The organism is Aeromicrobium tamlense, assembly GCF_013408555.1.
GTDB lineage: Bacteria > Actinomycetota > Actinomycetes > Propionibacteriales > Nocardioidaceae > Aeromicrobium > Aeromicrobium tamlense.
Genome location: NZ_JACBZN010000001.1, coordinates 2,023,196 through 2,038,090, shown reverse-complemented (window position 1 = coordinate 2,038,090; position 14,895 = coordinate 2,023,196). Strand labels below are relative to the sequence as shown.

The 14,895-nt window shown below is 69.8% G+C and carries 16 protein-coding genes; 14 read left to right on the top strand and 2 right to left on the bottom strand.

What is annotated here, in order from left to right:
- Window positions 1–43: 43 nt before the first annotated feature.
- Entirely contained in the window at window positions 44–490 is a 447-nt protein-coding gene (mce, locus tag BJ975_RS10095) for a methylmalonyl-CoA epimerase (protein WP_179425496.1), read from the bottom strand.
- A 66-nt stretch (window positions 491–556) separates the two neighbouring features.
- Here mce and BJ975_RS10090 point away from each other — a divergent pair, with 66 nt between their 5' ends.
- The 6 genes from BJ975_RS10090 (at window position 557) to BJ975_RS10065 (ending at window position 5,052) form a co-directional block, all read left to right on the top strand.
- Complete coding sequence (locus tag BJ975_RS10090) at window positions 557–982, top strand: pyridoxamine 5'-phosphate oxidase family protein (RefSeq protein ID WP_179425494.1); 426 nt, start codon at window positions 557–559, stop codon at window positions 980–982.
- 77 nt (window positions 983–1,059) lie between these two features.
- Window positions 1,060–2,250: an acetyl-CoA C-acetyltransferase gene (locus tag BJ975_RS10085; RefSeq protein WP_179425492.1), complete on the top strand. Its 1,191-nt coding sequence runs from the start codon at window positions 1,060–1,062 to the stop codon at window positions 2,248–2,250.
- Between the two features lie 25 nt (window positions 2,251–2,275).
- Window positions 2,276–3,232 carry a methylmalonyl Co-A mutase-associated GTPase MeaB gene (gene meaB, locus BJ975_RS10080; RefSeq protein WP_179425490.1) on the top strand — a complete coding sequence of 319 codons (957 nt, stop codon included), beginning with the start codon at window positions 2,276–2,278 and terminating at the stop codon, window positions 3,230–3,232.
- Between the two features lie 58 nt (window positions 3,233–3,290).
- Window positions 3,291–3,446: a hypothetical protein gene (locus BJ975_RS10075; protein ID WP_179425488.1), complete on the top strand. Its 156-nt coding sequence runs from the start codon at window positions 3,291–3,293 to the stop codon at window positions 3,444–3,446.
- 9 nt (window positions 3,447–3,455) lie between these two features.
- Complete coding sequence (locus BJ975_RS10070; RefSeq protein WP_223303418.1) at window positions 3,456–4,121, top strand: PH domain-containing protein; 666 nt, start codon at window positions 3,456–3,458, stop codon at window positions 4,119–4,121.
- 22 nt (window positions 4,122–4,143) lie between these two features.
- Window positions 4,144–5,052, top strand: coding sequence for a tetratricopeptide repeat protein (locus BJ975_RS10065; protein WP_179425486.1), 909 nt, complete (start codon window positions 4,144–4,146; stop codon window positions 5,050–5,052).
- Window positions 5,053–5,068: 16 nt separating this feature from the next.
- Here the strand turns inward: BJ975_RS10065 and BJ975_RS10060 are convergent, their stop codons facing one another.
- A complete protein-coding gene (locus BJ975_RS10060; protein WP_218845822.1) occupies window positions 5,069–5,983 on the bottom strand; it encodes an NUDIX hydrolase in 915 nt (304 codons plus the stop codon).
- Between the two features lie 39 nt (window positions 5,984–6,022).
- Between BJ975_RS10060 and BJ975_RS10055 the strand changes: the two genes are divergently transcribed.
- The 8 genes from BJ975_RS10055 (at window position 6,023) to BJ975_RS10020 (ending at window position 14,850) form a co-directional block, all read left to right on the top strand.
- A complete protein-coding gene (locus tag BJ975_RS10055) occupies window positions 6,023–6,508 on the top strand; it encodes a GNAT family N-acetyltransferase (protein WP_179425484.1) in 486 nt (161 codons plus the stop codon).
- Window positions 6,509–6,551: 43 nt separating this feature from the next.
- Complete coding sequence (locus BJ975_RS10050) at window positions 6,552–7,331, top strand: enoyl-CoA hydratase/isomerase family protein (protein ID WP_179425482.1); 780 nt, start codon at window positions 6,552–6,554, stop codon at window positions 7,329–7,331.
- Between the two features lie 163 nt (window positions 7,332–7,494).
- The gene (locus BJ975_RS10045) at window positions 7,495–8,274 is read left to right on the top strand and encodes an electron transfer flavoprotein subunit beta/FixA family protein (RefSeq protein ID WP_269306191.1); all 780 of its coding nucleotides are present in this window, start codon (window positions 7,495–7,497) and stop codon (window positions 8,272–8,274) included.
- Between the two features lie 16 nt (window positions 8,275–8,290).
- Window positions 8,291–9,253 carry an electron transfer flavoprotein subunit alpha/FixB family protein gene (locus tag BJ975_RS10040; RefSeq protein WP_179425480.1) on the top strand — a complete coding sequence of 321 codons (963 nt, stop codon included), beginning with the start codon at window positions 8,291–8,293 and terminating at the stop codon, window positions 9,251–9,253.
- 216 nt (window positions 9,254–9,469) lie between these two features.
- Window positions 9,470–11,086 carry a peptide ABC transporter substrate-binding protein gene (locus BJ975_RS10035; protein ID WP_179425478.1) on the top strand — a complete coding sequence of 539 codons (1,617 nt, stop codon included), beginning with the start codon at window positions 9,470–9,472 and terminating at the stop codon, window positions 11,084–11,086.
- 146 nt (window positions 11,087–11,232) lie between these two features.
- The gene (locus BJ975_RS10030; protein WP_179425476.1) at window positions 11,233–12,159 is read left to right on the top strand and encodes an ABC transporter permease; all 927 of its coding nucleotides are present in this window, start codon (window positions 11,233–11,235) and stop codon (window positions 12,157–12,159) included.
- The gene (locus BJ975_RS10025; RefSeq protein WP_179425474.1) at window positions 12,152–13,150 is read left to right on the top strand and encodes an ABC transporter permease; all 999 of its coding nucleotides are present in this window, start codon (window positions 12,152–12,154) and stop codon (window positions 13,148–13,150) included. The genes BJ975_RS10030 and BJ975_RS10025 overlap by 8 nt, the downstream gene beginning before the upstream one ends.
- A complete protein-coding gene (locus tag BJ975_RS10020) occupies window positions 13,147–14,850 on the top strand; it encodes a dipeptide ABC transporter ATP-binding protein (protein ID WP_179425472.1) in 1,704 nt (567 codons plus the stop codon). Before BJ975_RS10025 ends, BJ975_RS10020 begins: the two co-directional genes overlap by 4 nt.
- Window positions 14,851–14,895: the final 45 nt, after the last annotated feature.

Here is a 14,895-nt window from a genome sequence, read left to right as displayed (position 1 = left end):
TGCGGTGATGTTACTGGCGGGGAACTTGGGCCGCGAGCCGGAATCAGTGCGCGGCCGCAGGCTCGACAAGCTCGACGAGCACGCCCCCGGCGTCCTTCGGGTGCACGAAGTTGACGCGACTGTCGGACGTGCCCCGCTTGGGGGTGTCGTACAGGAGGCGCACGCCGCGGTCGCGCAGGGTGTTGGAGACCGCGTCGATGTCGGTCACACGGTACGCCAACTGCTGCACGCCCGGTCCGTTGCGGTCCAGGTACTTGGCGATCGTGGACTCCTCGCTCAGGGGGGCGAGCAGCTGGATGCACGAGCCGGAGTCGCCGACGGCGAGCATCGCCTCGCGCACGCCCTGCGCCTCGTTGACCTCCTCGTGGATCGACTCGAGGCCGAACACGCGCGAGTAGAACTCGATGGCGTCGTCGAGGTCGGGGACGGCGATGCCGACGTGGTCGATGGCGGTGAGCAGGTGGCCCGGAACGAGCGATTCACTGGTCATGGCGGGCAGCCTAGTACGGGAGCGGCGGGTCCTCCCCGTGGACCGCTTCCGGGGTGACAATGAGACATGGACACCTCTGCGATCACCGAGATGACCGGGAACGAGCCGTGGGACTTCGTCGCCGACCACACCTTCGGGCGGCTGGCGCTGACGGTCCTGGGCCAGCCGGAGATCTTCCCCGTCAACTACGCACTCGTCGGCCGCCGGATCGCCTTCCGCACGGCCGAGGGCACCAAGCTCATGGGCGTCCTGCTGGACAGCCACGTCGCCTTCGAGGTCGACGAGGTCTCGGCCGACGGCGCCACGAGCGTCGTGCTGAAGGGCACGGCGCGCCGGATCGAGACGCAGGAGGAGGCCGAGGAGCTCGACCTGGCCGACCTGCACTCGTGGGTGCCCACGCTCAAGTACCACCTCGTCGTCATCGACGTCGGCGAGATCAGCGGACGCCGGTTCCGCTTCGGGCCGGAGCCCGACCTCACGCCCGTCATGTGAGGTGGCCCACGCCCAGTCGGGCCGTCCGGTCCCATGGGTACAGTGACCCCAACGCACGCACCGAAGGAGCACGTTTCATGACCACTTCCGTCATCGTCGCCGGGGCCCGTACCCCGATCGGTCGACTGCAGGGCGGCCTCAAGTCGCTGTCCGGTTCCGATCTCGGCGGCATCGCGATCAAGGGCGCCCTGGACAAGGCCGGCATCACCGGCGACCAGGTCGACTACGTGATCATGGGCCAGGTCCTCGGAGCCGGAGCCGGCCAGGTGCCCGCGCGCCAGGCCGCGTTCAAGGGCGGCATCCCGCTCGACGTCCCCGCGATCACCGTCAACAAGGTGTGCCTGTCGGGCATCAACGCGATCGCGCTGGCCGACCAGCTCATCCGTGCGGGCGAGTACGACGTCGTCGTCGCCGGCGGCCAGGAGTCGATGACCCAGGCCCCGCACCTGCTCACGGGCTCGCGCGACGGCCACAAGTACGGCAAGGTCACGATGCTCGACCACATGGAGTACGACGGCCTGTGGGACGCGCTCACCGACCAGGCCATGGGCTCGCTCACCGAGCAGCGCAACGCCGCCACCGACACCCTCACCCGTGAGGAGCAGGACGCGTTCGGCGCCCGCTCGCACCAGCTCGCCGCCGAGGGCCAGAAGAACGGTGTCTTCGACGACGAGATCGTCCCCGTCGAGATCCCGCAGCGCAAGGGCGACCCGGTCGTCGTCAGCGCCGACGAGGGCGTGCGTGGCGACACCACCGGCGAGTCCCTCGGCCGCCTGCGTCCCGCGTTCTCCAAGGAGGGCACGATCACGGCCGGCACCGCCAGCCAGATCTCCGACGGCGCCTGCGCCGTGGTCGTCATGAGCAAGGCCAAGGCCGAGGAGCTCGGCCTCACCTGGCTCGCCGAGATCGGCGCCCACGGCAACGTGTCGGGCCCCGACTCCACGCTGCAGGAGCAGCCGGCCAACGCGATCGAGAAGGCCGCCCAGAAGGAGGGCATCGCCGTCTCCGACATCGACCTGTTCGAGCTCAACGAGGCGTTCGCCGCCGTGGGCATCGTCTCGGCCAACAAGCTGGGCGTCAGCCAGGACAAGGTCAACGTCAACGGCGGCGCGATCGCGCTCGGCCACCCGATCGGCATGAGCGGTGCGCGCATCGTCCTGCACCTCGCCCTCGAGCTGCAGCGTCGTGGCGGCGGCACCGGCGCGGCCGCGCTGTGTGGCGGCGGTGGCCAGGGCGACGCTCTGATCATCCGGGTCCCGCAGGCCTGATCGGCCCTCACCCGAATCTGCGGAGTTGAGTCCCAGGAACGTCGACGTCACCGACCTGGTCACGCGGGCGCAAGCCGGCGAGGCCAGGTCGGTGGCGCGTCTGATCACCCTCGTCGAGACCGAGTCCGACCACCTGCGTGAGGTCAGCGCCGCGCTGGCCCCGCTCGTGGGGGGCGCGCACGTCGTCGGCCTCACCGGGTCGCCGGGCGTGGGCAAGTCGACGACCACGTCGGCCCTCGTCACCGAGCTGCGCGCCCGGGGCCTGCGCGTCGGCGTGCTCGCGGTCGACCCCACCTCGCCCTTCAGCGGGGGAGCGCTGCTCGGCGACCGCATCCGCATGACCGACCACGCCACCGACTCCGAGGTCTTCATCCGCTCGATGGCCAGCCGCGGCCACCTCGGCGGCCTGTCGTGGGCCACGCCCCACGCGATCCGCGTCCTCGACGCCGCCGGCTGCGACGTGGTCCTGCTCGAGACGGTTGGCGTCGGGCAGTCCGAGGTCGAGGTCGCGGGTCTGGCCGACACCACGGTCGTGCTGCTGGCGCCCGGCATGGGCGACGGCATCCAGGCCGCGAAGGCGGGCATCCTCGAGATCGGTGACGTCTTCTGCGTCAACAAGGCCGACCGCGACGGCGCCGCCACCACGCGGCGCGAGCTGCGCACGATGCTCTCGATGAGCGACCGCCAGGACGGCTGGAAGCGTCCGATCGACCTCACCGTGGCCACCGAGGGCACGGGCGTGCCCGAGCTCGTCGACCATCTGCAGGAGCACGCGGCCCATCTGCGCACCTCCGGCCAGCTGGCCCGGCGACGCACTGATCGGCTCCGCCGCGAGATCCAGGCGATCGCGCTCGACCAGGTCCGGCGACGGTTCGTCCTCGACGGCGGCGAGGAGCTCGACGCGCTCGCCGCGCGGGCGTTCGCGGGCGACGTCGACCCGTTCTCGGCCGCCGACACGCTCCTGGCCGATCTCGACGCGTAGCGCACACGCCTGCGCGGCGTCCCGCATTTCGGGTTGCAGGTCCGGTAGAACTGTGCGCGTGGTGAAGAAGGCAGTGATCCTGTTCGTGGTGGGCTTCGGGCTCTACTACCTGTTCAGCACGCCTGAGGACGCCGCGTCGGCCGTTCGCGGGGCCTTCGACGCCGCCATCAGCGCATTCGGGCAGGTCGGAGTGTTCGTCGCCGAGCTCTTCTAGGCCGGCGCCATGACCGAGCGTCCGGCGATCGAGACCGCGCCCCCTCCGGTGACGGCGCGGTTCTGGGGACGCCTGCGCGAGCCGTTCCCCGACCCCGAGCACCACGTCGCGCTCAACAAGCGCCTCAATCCCCGCAGCGGCGAGCGCGTCCTGCAGATCGTGCCCAAGCACGTGGCCGTGTACTGGCCGCTGCCCGCCTCGATGCTGGCGTCCGCGGGCTGCCTGCTCGTCCTGCTCTTCCACTGGAACTCCGGCCCGGCGCAGGTGCTGTGGCTGCTGTCCCTCGTCGTCGTCGGCGCGGCCGCCGTGCGCGCTTACGTCGAGTGGCGCGACGTCTTCGTCGTCACGAACTGGCGGGTCGTCCGGCTCAGCGGTGTCCTGACCGCGCGCGTGGCCACGATGCCCATCAACCGCATCCTCGACATGACCATGACGCGCCCGCTGCTCGGCCGGGTGTTCGGATACGGGCACTTCGTGTTCGAGTCGGCGGCGCAGGAGCAGGGCCTGCGCGAGATCAAGTTCGTGCCGGACATCCTCGCGGTCGACCGCGAGATCAACAACGCCGTGAACAAGGAGAACCGACGGCGCGAGCGGCTGATGTCGGCCTCGCGCGACCGGCGGCTCGACGGCGGACCCGACGGGGACGAGCGCACCGAGCCGATCCGCGGCCTGTGAGCCGTCTTCCTAGACTGTCCCCATGAGCTTCTCGCAGCCCGGCGCGTTCGACCTGTCCTCCCTGGCCCAGCCCCGCCCCGCCGCCGGCGGTGGCGCGCCCGCGCCCGAGGGCGCCGTCTACGTCATCGACGTCACCGAGGCCGACTTCCAGCAGGTGGTCGACTCCTCGATGCAGCACCTCGTCGTGCTGTCGGTGTGGTCCCCGCGCTCGCCGCAGAGCGTGGAGTTCAACGAGGTCCTCGCGCAGGCCACCGCCGCCTACGGGGGCGCGCTGCAGCTGGCCAAGGTCGACGCGGACACCAACCCGGGCATCGCCCAGGCGCTGCAGGTGCAGGCCGTGCCGTTCGTGGTCGGCCTCGTCCAGGGCCGTCCCGTCCCACTGTTCCAGGGCACGGTCGACGCCAGCGAGGTCAAGCGGTTCTTCGACGAGCTCGTGCGCCTCGCCCAGCAGAACGGCCTCAACGGCCGCGCCCAGCCGTCGGGTGGCGCCGAGGTCGAGGCCCCGGAGGAGCCGGAGGACGACCCGCGCTTCGCCGCCGCCGACGAGGCCTACGCCCGCGGTGACTTCGCCGCCGCCGTGGCCGAGTACGAGGCCCTGCTCGCGCAGTCCCCGGCCGACGCCGAGGTGGCCGAGCGCCTCGCCGCGACCAAGCTGTACGCGCGGGTGGACGGCGCCGACCTCCAGGAGGCCCGTCGCGCCGCGGCCGACGCGCCCGACGACATCGACGCGCAGCTGCTCGTCGCCGACCTCGACGTCACCGGTGGCCACGTGGAGGATGCGTTCCTGCGCCTCATCGACCTGGTGAAGCGGACCTCGGAGGACGACCGGGAGCGCGTGCGCCAGCACCTGCTCGACCTGTTCACCGTGGTGGGCCTGGCCGACCCGCGCGTCGCGCAGGCCCGCCGCTCGCTCGCCGCCGCCCTCTTCTGAGGCGCCGGGTCGCAGGTCAGCGGGCCTGGTCGCGGACCGGGTCGGGCTGGCGCGGGGCCTCGCGGTAGGCCGGGAGCGGGGAGTCGGCCAGCGACTCGAGCAGCTCGGTCGTGGCCAGCGTGGCGCGCTCGCGCACGAGGTCGAGGTCGCACCAGTGCACGGCGGCGATCTCGGTGCGCTGCAAAACCATCTGCTCGACCAGCTCGGCGTCGACGACCCCGAGGTCGAACACGAACAGGCACGCGTCGTCCCAGCGGCTCCACGGCGGCAGCCAGTTCATCGTCACGAGTCCGTTGACCTCGACGGTGATGCCGAGCTCCTCCTCGAGCTCGCGGACCAGGCCGGTGGCCGGGCTCTCGCCCACCTCGACCACGCCGCCGGGCAGGTCCCACTCGCGCTTGTAGGTCAGCTCGCACAGCAGCACCCGGCCGTCGCGGTCGCGCAGGACGCCCTGCCCGATGACGCGCTTGCGGGGCAGCCCAGCGTTGAGGATGGCGACGAAGCCCTCGCGGCTGAAGGCCGGCGGGTCGTCGACGATGCGGCCCAGCAGGACGAGGTCCTCGGCGTCGCCGGGGGAGCGGGCGATGCCCTCGCGGCGCAGACCGGCGATCGACGCGGCGCGCAGGCCGAGCGGGTCGTCGGCGGGCACCCGCGCCTCGATCCGGGTCCAGCCCAGCTGCTCGAACGCGTACTCCACGGCGATGCGCAGGGCGCGGCTGGCGACCATCGCGCCGGGACCGGAGGAGAAGTTCCACCGCATCGAGCCGAGCCGGCGGCCGGCCTTGCCGTGGGCATGCTGCAGGGCCACGGTGCCGATGCGGTCGCCGCCGTAGACGACCGCGAAGCCGTGCAGGTCGTCCGCGCCCGAGGTGGGCTCGAGGACGAGGTCGTCGTCGCGCAGGGAGGCAGAGGGCTCGGCGGGCTCGGTCACGTGGCCGAGGCTACCGGCCGCCGTGATGGAATCGAGCCCATGACCGATCCGCGGATCCGCCCCGCCACCGCCGCCGACGTGCCCGACATGGTGCGTCTCGTCCATGACCTCGCCGCCTACGAGCGGGCCCCGGAGCAGTGCGTCCTGACCGACGAGATGCTGCACGAGCGGCTGTTCGGCACGCAGCCCGCGCTCTACGCGCACGTCGCCGAGGCCGACGGCGCGGTCGTCGGTACCGCGATCTGGTTCCTCAACTTCTCCACGTGGGACGGGGTCCACGGCATCCACCTCGAGGACCTCTACGTCGACCCGGCGCAGCGGGGGAGCGGCCTGGGCAAGGCCCTGCTGACCGAGCTCGCCCGGGTGTGCGTGGAGCGGGGCTACAGCCGGCTGCAGTGGCAGGTGCTGGACTGGAACACCCCGTCGATCGAGTTCTACCGATCCCTGGGCGCGGTCGACCTCGAGGACTGGCGCACCTACCGGCTGTCGGGGGAGGCGCTGCAGGCCGTCGGGTCGGTGTCCTGACGCTGTCCTATGCTCGGGCGCAACCCACACAGGAGGCACTGACATGGCCGCATTCGTCCGACTCGAGGTGACCGACGGCGTCGGCACGATCCGCCTCGACCGGCCCAAGATGAACGCACTCGACGCACAGGTCCAGACCGAGCTGCTGGAGGCGGCGCGCGAGGCCGACCGCCGCGACGACGTCGCCGCGGTCGTGGTGTGGGGCGGCGAGCGCGTCTTCGCCGCGGGCGCGGACGTCAAGGAGATGGCCGACATGGGCTACCAGGAGATGTTCCGTCACGGACACCTCCTGCAGGACTTCACCCGGGCGATCGCCGCGATCGGCAAGCCCACGGTCTCGGCCATCACGGGCTTCGCGCTCGGCGGCGGCCTCGAGCTCGCGCTCTCCACCGACCTGCGCTTCTGCGCCGACGACGCGAAGCTCGGCCAGCCCGAGATCCTGCTGGGCATCATCCCCGGCGCCGGCGGCACCCAGCGCCTCGCGCGCCTGATCGGCCCGTCGAAGGCCAAGGACCTCATCTACACGGGCCGGTTCGTCGGTGCCGACGAGGCGCTCGCGCTGGGTCTGGTCGACGAGGTCCTGCCCGCGGCGCAGGTGTACGAGCGCGCCGTCGCGTGGGCGTCGCAGTTCGTCGGGGGGCCGGCGATCGCGTTGCGCACCGCGAAGGACGTGGTCGACCGGGGTCTGGAGGTCGACCTGCAGACCGGCCTGGAGATCGAGCGGGCCGGCTTCAGCGGCCTGTTCGCCACCGAGGACCAGACGAACGGCATGCGGTCGTTCGTCGAGAACGGTCCCGGCAAGGCGACGTTCACCGGCACGTGACCCACGCCACTCCCGCTGGGATGGGCGCGCTGGTTACCTTTCGGTAACATCGTCCACAGGAAGGGTCGCCTCACTCGCGAATGGCTTCGCGTGGCAAGGTGGACCCGATAACTCGCGAGTGATCAAACCGTCGCTCGCGCCCCGAATTCACAGGAGGGTCCTCGTGACCAAGATCGTTGTCGCTGTGAAGTACGTGCCGGACGCCACGGCGGACCGCACGTTCGAAGCGGATAACACTGTCGATCGTGAGAACGTCGACGGACTTCTGTCCGAGCTCGACGAGTACGCGGTCGAGCAGGCGCTGCAGGTCGTCGAGGCCGGCGACGGCGAGGTGACCGTGCTGACGGTCGGTCCCGCCGACGCCTCCGACGCGGTCCGCAAGGCCCTGCAGATGGGCGCCGACGCCGGCGTGCACGTCGAGGACGACGCCATCGCGGGCTCCGACGCCTTCGCGACGTCGCTCGTGCTGGCCAAGGCCATCGAGAAGCTCGACTACGACCTGGTGTTCTTCGGCATGGGCTCCACCGACGCCGGCATGGGCGTCGTGCCCACGCTGGTCGCCGAGCGCCTGGGCCTGCCGGCCATCACGTTCGCCTCGGAGATCTCGGTCGACGGCGAGACGGTCAAGATCCGTCGCGACGGCGATGCCGCCACGCAGGAGATCGAGGCCACCGGCAAGCTCGTCGTCTCGGTCACCGACCAGACGGGCGAGGCCCGCTACCCGTCCTTCAAGGGCATCATGGCCGCGAAGAAGAAGCCGGTCGAGGAGTGGACGCTCGCCGACCTGGGTGTCGACGCGGCCGAGGTCGGCCTCGACAACGCCTGGACCAAGGTCGAGTCCACGACCCCCCGCCCGCCGCGCACCGCCGGCGAGATCGTCACCGACGAGGGAGACGGCGGCACCAAGCTCGTCGAGTTCCTCGCGTCCAAGAAGTTCGTGTGAGTAGGAGCCTGAATCAATGAGTGAAGTTCTCGTTCTGATCGACGCCCCGCAGGGCAAGGTCACGAAGCCCTCGCTGGAGCTCCTGACGATCGCCCGCCGCATCGGCGAGGCCTCGGCCGTCGTCTTCGCCGACGCTGATGGGCAGAGTGCGGACACCTCGGTCCTGGCCGAGTACGGCGCGGAGAAGATCTACACGTACGCCGACAGCACCTTCGCCGAGTACCTCGTGGCCCCCAAGGCCGAGGCGCTCGCCGCCCTGGTCGCCGAGAAGTCGCCCGCGGCCGTCCTGGTCCCGTCGACCTCGGAGGGCAAGGAGATCGCGGCTCGCGTCGCGCTCAAGTCCGAGGCCGGCCTGATCACCGACGCCATCGACGTCGCCGTCGACGGCGGCTCGATCACCACCACCCAGGCGGCCTTCGCCGGCAACTTCACCGTTGCCGCGCAGGTCACCAAGGGCGCCCCGGTCATCGCCGTCAAGCCGAACTCGGCTGCTCCGGAGGCCGCTGCCGGCGCCGGGACCGTCGAGGCCGTGTCCTTCGACGTCCCCGAGTCGGCCAAGCAGGTGAAGATCGTGTCCTCCGAGGCGCGTGTCTCCACCGGTCGTCCCGAGCTGACCGAGGCCGCCATCGTGGTCTCCGGTGGCCGTGGCACCGGGGGCGACTTCTCCGAGGTCGAGGCCCTGGCCGACGCCCTCGGTGCCGCCGTCGGCGCCTCGCGCGCCGCCGTGGACTCGGGCTGGAAGCCGCACACGTTCCAGGTCGGCCAGACCGGCAAGACCGTGTCGCCGCAGCTGTACGTCGCCAACGGCATCTCCGGTGCGATCCAGCACCGCGCCGGCATGCAGACGTCCAAGACGATCGTCGCGGTCAACAAGGACGAGGAGGCGCCGATCTTCGAGCTCGTCGACTTCGGCGTCGTGGGCGACCTCAAGTCGGTCCTGCCGCAGGCGACCGAGGAGATCACCAAGCGCAAGGGCTGATCGGCCCTCGCCCGACGGCCCCGCTCCCTTCCGGGAGCGGGGCCGTCGTCGTGCTCGGGCATGGCCCGATCGTGCCAATGGGAGTGGTTCTTTCGTTTGGTTGCAGTTCGATGAAGTACGCCGTCGGGAGTGGGCTGGGGCACCCCCGAGGTGATACCTATGAAGCACGCGTACACATGCACGTTCACCGACGTACGCCTTCACAGGAGGAAATACATGCGAACTCGGCGTTCAGCCCTCGCAGGTGTCGCCCTCGCCGCAGTCGCCAGCCTGACCCTGGCGGCCTGCTCGAGCGGCGGCGATGACGACAACGGCGGTTCGGAGTCGACCGATGCGGTCATCACCGCCTACGGCACCGAGCCCCAGAACCCGCTGATCACGACCAACACGAACGAGGTCGGCGGCGGCAACATCATCGACCTGATCTACGCGGGTCTCGTCTCGTACAAGGCTGACGGCTCGCAGGAGCTCGAGATCGCCGAGTCGATCGAGTCCGACGACAACAAGGTCTGGACGATCAAGCTCAAGGACTGGAGCTTCACCGACGGCACCCCGGTCACCGCCGAGTCCTTCGTGAAGGCGTGGAACTTCGGCGCTGCCGCCGAGAACGCCCAGCTGCAGAGCTACTTCTACTACCCGATCGAGGGCACCGACGACGAGGGCGTCATCCTCGACAAGGGCACCGAGATGAGCGGCCTGAAGGTCGTCGACGAGAAGACCTTCGAGGTCACGCTCAAGAACCCCGAGGCGCTCTTCCCGCTGCGTCTGGGCTACTCGGCGTACTACCCGCTGCCCGAGGCCGCGTTCGAGGACATGGACGCCTTCGGCAAGGCCCCCATCGGCAACGGCCCCTACAAGCTCGACAAGTGGGAGAACAACGTCGAGGCCGTCATGACGCCGAACGAGGAGTACAAGGGCAACCGCGAGGCCAAGAACGGCGGCGTGACCTTCAAGTTCTACACGAACCCGGACTCGGCCTACTCCGACGTCCAGGCGGGCAACCTCGACGTCCTCGACCAGGCTCCGCCGAGCGCCCTGACGACCTTCAAGACCGACGACTCGGTCCAGGCGTTCGAGGCGGCCGGCTCGGTCAACGGCACGGTCACGATCCCCGAGTCGCTCGATCACTTCTCCGGTGAGGAGGGCAACCTGCGTCGCCAGGCCATCAGCCGCGCGATCGACCGCAAGGAGATCACCGACAAGATCTTCGACGGCACCCGTTCGCCCTCGAAGGACTTCAGCTCCGAGCTGATGCCCGAGTTCACCGCCGACATCCCCGGCTCCGAGGTCCTGGAGTTCGACGCCGACGAGGCCAAGAAGCTCTGGGCCGAGGCCGACGCCATCGCCCCGTTCGAGGGCAAGTTCGTCGTCGCGTACAACGGTGACGGCCCGGGCAACAAGGAGTGGGTCGAGGCCCTCACCAACCAGCTCAAGAACAACCTGGAGATCGACGCGGAGCCCAAGGCCTACGCGACGTTCGCCGAGCTGCGCACCAAGGTCACCGATCGCACGATCGGCACCGCGTTCCGTACCGGCTGGCAGCCCGACTACCCGTCGGTCTACAACTACCTCGGCCCGGTCTTCGGCACGGGCGCCGGCTCGAACGACGGCGACTACTCCAACAAGGAGTTCGACAAGCTCCTGTCCGACGCGCTGAGCGCCGAGGGCGACGAGATGGCCAAGCTGCTGGCGCAGGCCCAGGAGATCCTGTTCAAGGATCTGCCGGCCATCCCGCTCTGGAACACCAACGTCGCGGCTGTCGCGGCCAAGGGTGTCGAGAACGTGGAGTTCAACTGGCAGAACAAGCCGGAATACCAGAACATCACCAAGTGATGCTCGCGTGAGGTGGGGCGGCACCAACCCGGTGCCGCCCCACACTCATGACCGAACGCACCCCCGTGCCCGCGCTCGATCCGTGGGCACGCGGGTACGCTTAATCGACGCACGGGACGACCCTCGTGCCCCGGAGGTAGCTAACAATGTGGTGGTACATCGGCCGGCGAATCCTGCAGGCCATCCCCGTGCTGCTCGGGTCCACGTTCCTGATCTACGCCATGGTCTTCGCCATGCCGGGAGATCCGATCGTGGCCCTGTTCGGCGAGAAGCCCGTCTCGGAAGCGGTTCGCTCCCAGATCGAGCAGCAGTACAACCTCGACAAGCCGTTCCTGGTGCAGTGGCTGCTGTTCCTGGGCAACGCCGCTCAGGGTGACCTCGGCGTCTCCTTCTCGGGACGTCCCGTCAGCGAGCTGCTCGCCGAGACGATCCCGGTGACCTTCAAGCTCGCGCTGATGGCGCTGGTCATCGAGGGCGTGCTCGGCATCGCCGCCGGCTTCTACGCCGGCCTCAAGCGCGGCAAGCTCTTCGACTCCACGATGCTCGTGGCCTCGCTGCTCGTCATCGCCGTCCCGATCTTCGTCTTCGGCTTCACGATGCAGCTGATCTTCGGTGTGAAGCTCGGCTGGGCACCGGTCACCGTCGGCGGAGACGCCAGCTGGGACCGCCTGATCATCCCGGCATTCGTGCTGGGACTCGTGTCCTTCGCGTACGTCCTACGCCTCACCCGCACCTCCGTGGTCGAGAACCTCACGGCCGACCACGTGCGCACCGCTCGCGCCAAGGGCCTCACCGACGGCCAGGTCAACCGCCGTCACGTCCTGCGCAACTCGCTCATCCCCGTCGTCACCTACCTCGGCGCCGATCTCGGCACGCTGATGGCCGGCGCGATCGTGACGGAGGGCATCTTCAACATCCCGGGCCTGGGCAACCTGGCCTTCCGCGCCATCCAGCAGAAGGAGGGCCCCACGATCGTCTCGGTCGTGACGGTGATGGTCCTCATCTACGTCGTCATGAGCCTCATCGTCGACCTTCTGTACGCCTGGCTCGACCCGAGGATCCGCTATGCCTGAGTTCCCCACCGACATTCCCCCGAAGGCCCTGCCGGGCCAGGAGCGCTTCGTCGCCGCCGTCGAGCTGACGCCGCTGGCCGAGACGGGCTCCTTCGACGACAGCCGCAGCCCCGAGAGCCAGTGGAAGGAGGCGTGGAAGCGCCTCCGCAAGAACTGGATCTTCTGGGTCTCGGTCGTCATCCTGACGATCGTCACGATCGTCGTGCTCTTCCCGCAGCTGTTCACCGACGTCGACCCGACCCGCGCCGACCTGAGCCGCAGCCTCGAGGGCCCCAGCGAAGGTCACATCGCCGGCTTCGACAAGCAGGGCTACGACGTCTTCGCCCGCACGATCTACGGCGCCCGCGCCTCGGTGCTGGTGGGCGTGCTGTGCACCATCGTGGTGACGGTCCCGGGCGTGATCTTCGGTGCCATGGCCGGCTTCTTCGGTGGCTGGTCCGACACGATCATCTCCCGCGTCGCCGACGTCTTCTTCGCGATCCCGCTGCTGCTGGGCGCGCTGGTCGGCCTGTCGATCATCAACAACCTGTGGCCCGACCGCGGCTACTGGGGCTTCATCCTCACGGTGGTGTTCGCCCTCGCGGCGTTCGGCTGGCCGCAGGTGCTGCGCATCTCGCGCGGTGCCGTGCTGGAGGTCAAGAACCTCGAGTTCGTCGATGCCGCCCGCGCGATCGGCAAGACCCGCCGGGCCAACCTGTGGGGGCACGTGGTGCCGAACTCCCTGGCGCCCGTGATCGTCCTGGCGACCGTGTCGCTGGGCGTCTACATCGTGGCCGAGGCGACGCTGTCGTTCCTGGGCCTGGGCCTGCCGACCAGCATCGTCTCGTGGGGCAACGACATCTCCGCGGCCCAGAACCAGGTGCGCTCCGGTCAGCGCCTCGGCGTCATGTTCTGGCCCGCCTCGGCGCTGGCACTGACCTCGCTGGGATTCATCCTGCTGGGCGACGCCGTGAGCGACGCCCTCGATCCGAAGTCGAGGAACCGCGCATGACGACACCGCTGCTGGAGGTCATCGACCTCGACGTCGCGTTCCGCCAGGGCAAGGAGGTCATCCCGGCCGTCCGTGGTGCGAACCTCACCGTCTACCCGGGCCAGACCGTCGCCATCGTGGGCGAGTCCGGATCGGGCAAGTCCACCACCGCGCACGCCATCATCGACCTGCTGCCCGGCACGGGCCATGTCACCGGCGGCTCGATCCTGTTCGACGGCAAGGACGTCGCGAAGGCGAGCAAGAAGGACATCCTGGCGCTGCGCGGCTCGCGCATCGGCCTGGTGCCCCAGGACCCGATGAGCAACCTGAACCCGCTCGTCAAGGTCGGCAAGCAGATCGCCGAGGTCCTCGTGGCCAACGAGGTGGTCAAGGGCTCCGACGTCGAGCGACGGGTCGTCGAGCTGCTGGAGGAGGCGGGTCTGCCCGACGCCGAGCAGCGCGCGAAGCAGTACCCGCACGAGTTCAGCGGCGGCATGCGCCAGCGTGCGCTCATCGCGATGGGCCTGGCCGCGCGGCCGAAGCTGCTCATCGCCGACGAGCCCACCAGCGCGCTCGACGTGACCGTCCAGAAGCAGATCCTGGACCACCTCGACCAGCTGACCGCCGATCTGGGCACCGCCGTGCTGCTGATCACCCACGACCTCGGCCTGGCCGCCGAGCGCGCCGACCACCTGGTCGTCATGTACAAGGGTCAGGTCGTCGAGTCGGGTCCGGCGCTGGAGATCCTCCAGGAGCCGCAGCACCCGTACTCCAAGCGCCTCATCTCCAGCGCTCCGTCGCTGGCCTCGCAGCGGCTGCTGTCGCAGCAGCGCGCCGAGGTCCGCGAGCACGCGCAGGAGGCCGCCGAGGAGCTGGCGGGGGAGGTCGCCCAGACCGATCCCGAGTTCGGCTCGGGCACCGACATCGTGCTGGAGGCCAAGCACCTCACGAAGGTCTTCAACATCCCCGGCTCGGCCCCGTGGCGCAAGAACGACTTCGTCGCCGTCGACGACGTGTCGTTCCAGCTGCGTCGCGGCACGACCACGGCGATCGTGGGCGAGTCCGGCTCGGGCAAGTCCACCGTCGCGCGGATGGTGCTCGACCTGCTCGAGCCCACCACGGGCTCGGTGGAGTTCGACGGCGTCGACATCTCCACCCTGCGCACCAAGAAGCAGCAGCTGGCCCTGCGCCGGCAGATGCAGCCGGTGTTCCAGAACCCGTACGCCTCGCTGGATCCGCAGTACACGATCTTCCGGGCGATCGAGGAGCCGCTGCTCACGCACGACATCGGCACGAAGGCCGAGCGCGAGGCGCGGGTCCGCGACCTGCTCCAGAAGGTCTCGCTGCCCTGGACGGTCGCGCGCCGGTTCCCCAACGAGCTGTCCGGCGGCCAGCGTCAGCGCGTCGCCATCGCGCGCGCCCTGGCCCTGCAGCCCGAGGTGGTCATCCTGGACGAGGCCGTCAGCGCGCTCGACGTGCTGGTCCAGGCGCAGATCCTGTCGCTGCTGGCCGACCTGCAGGCCGAGCTGGGCCTGTCGTACCTGTTCATCACCCACGACCTCGCCGTCGTGCGCCAGATCGCCGACGACGTGCTGGTGATGGAGAAGGGCAAGCTGGTCGAGCACGCCTCGGTCGACGAGGTCTACAGCAACCCCAAGCAGGCGTACACGCGCCGACTGCTCGACGCGATCCCCGGCGGGTCGATCGAGCTCTCGCGCTGATCGCTCGAGGCTGAGGGCGGGTCGTCCCACGGGACGGCCCGCCCT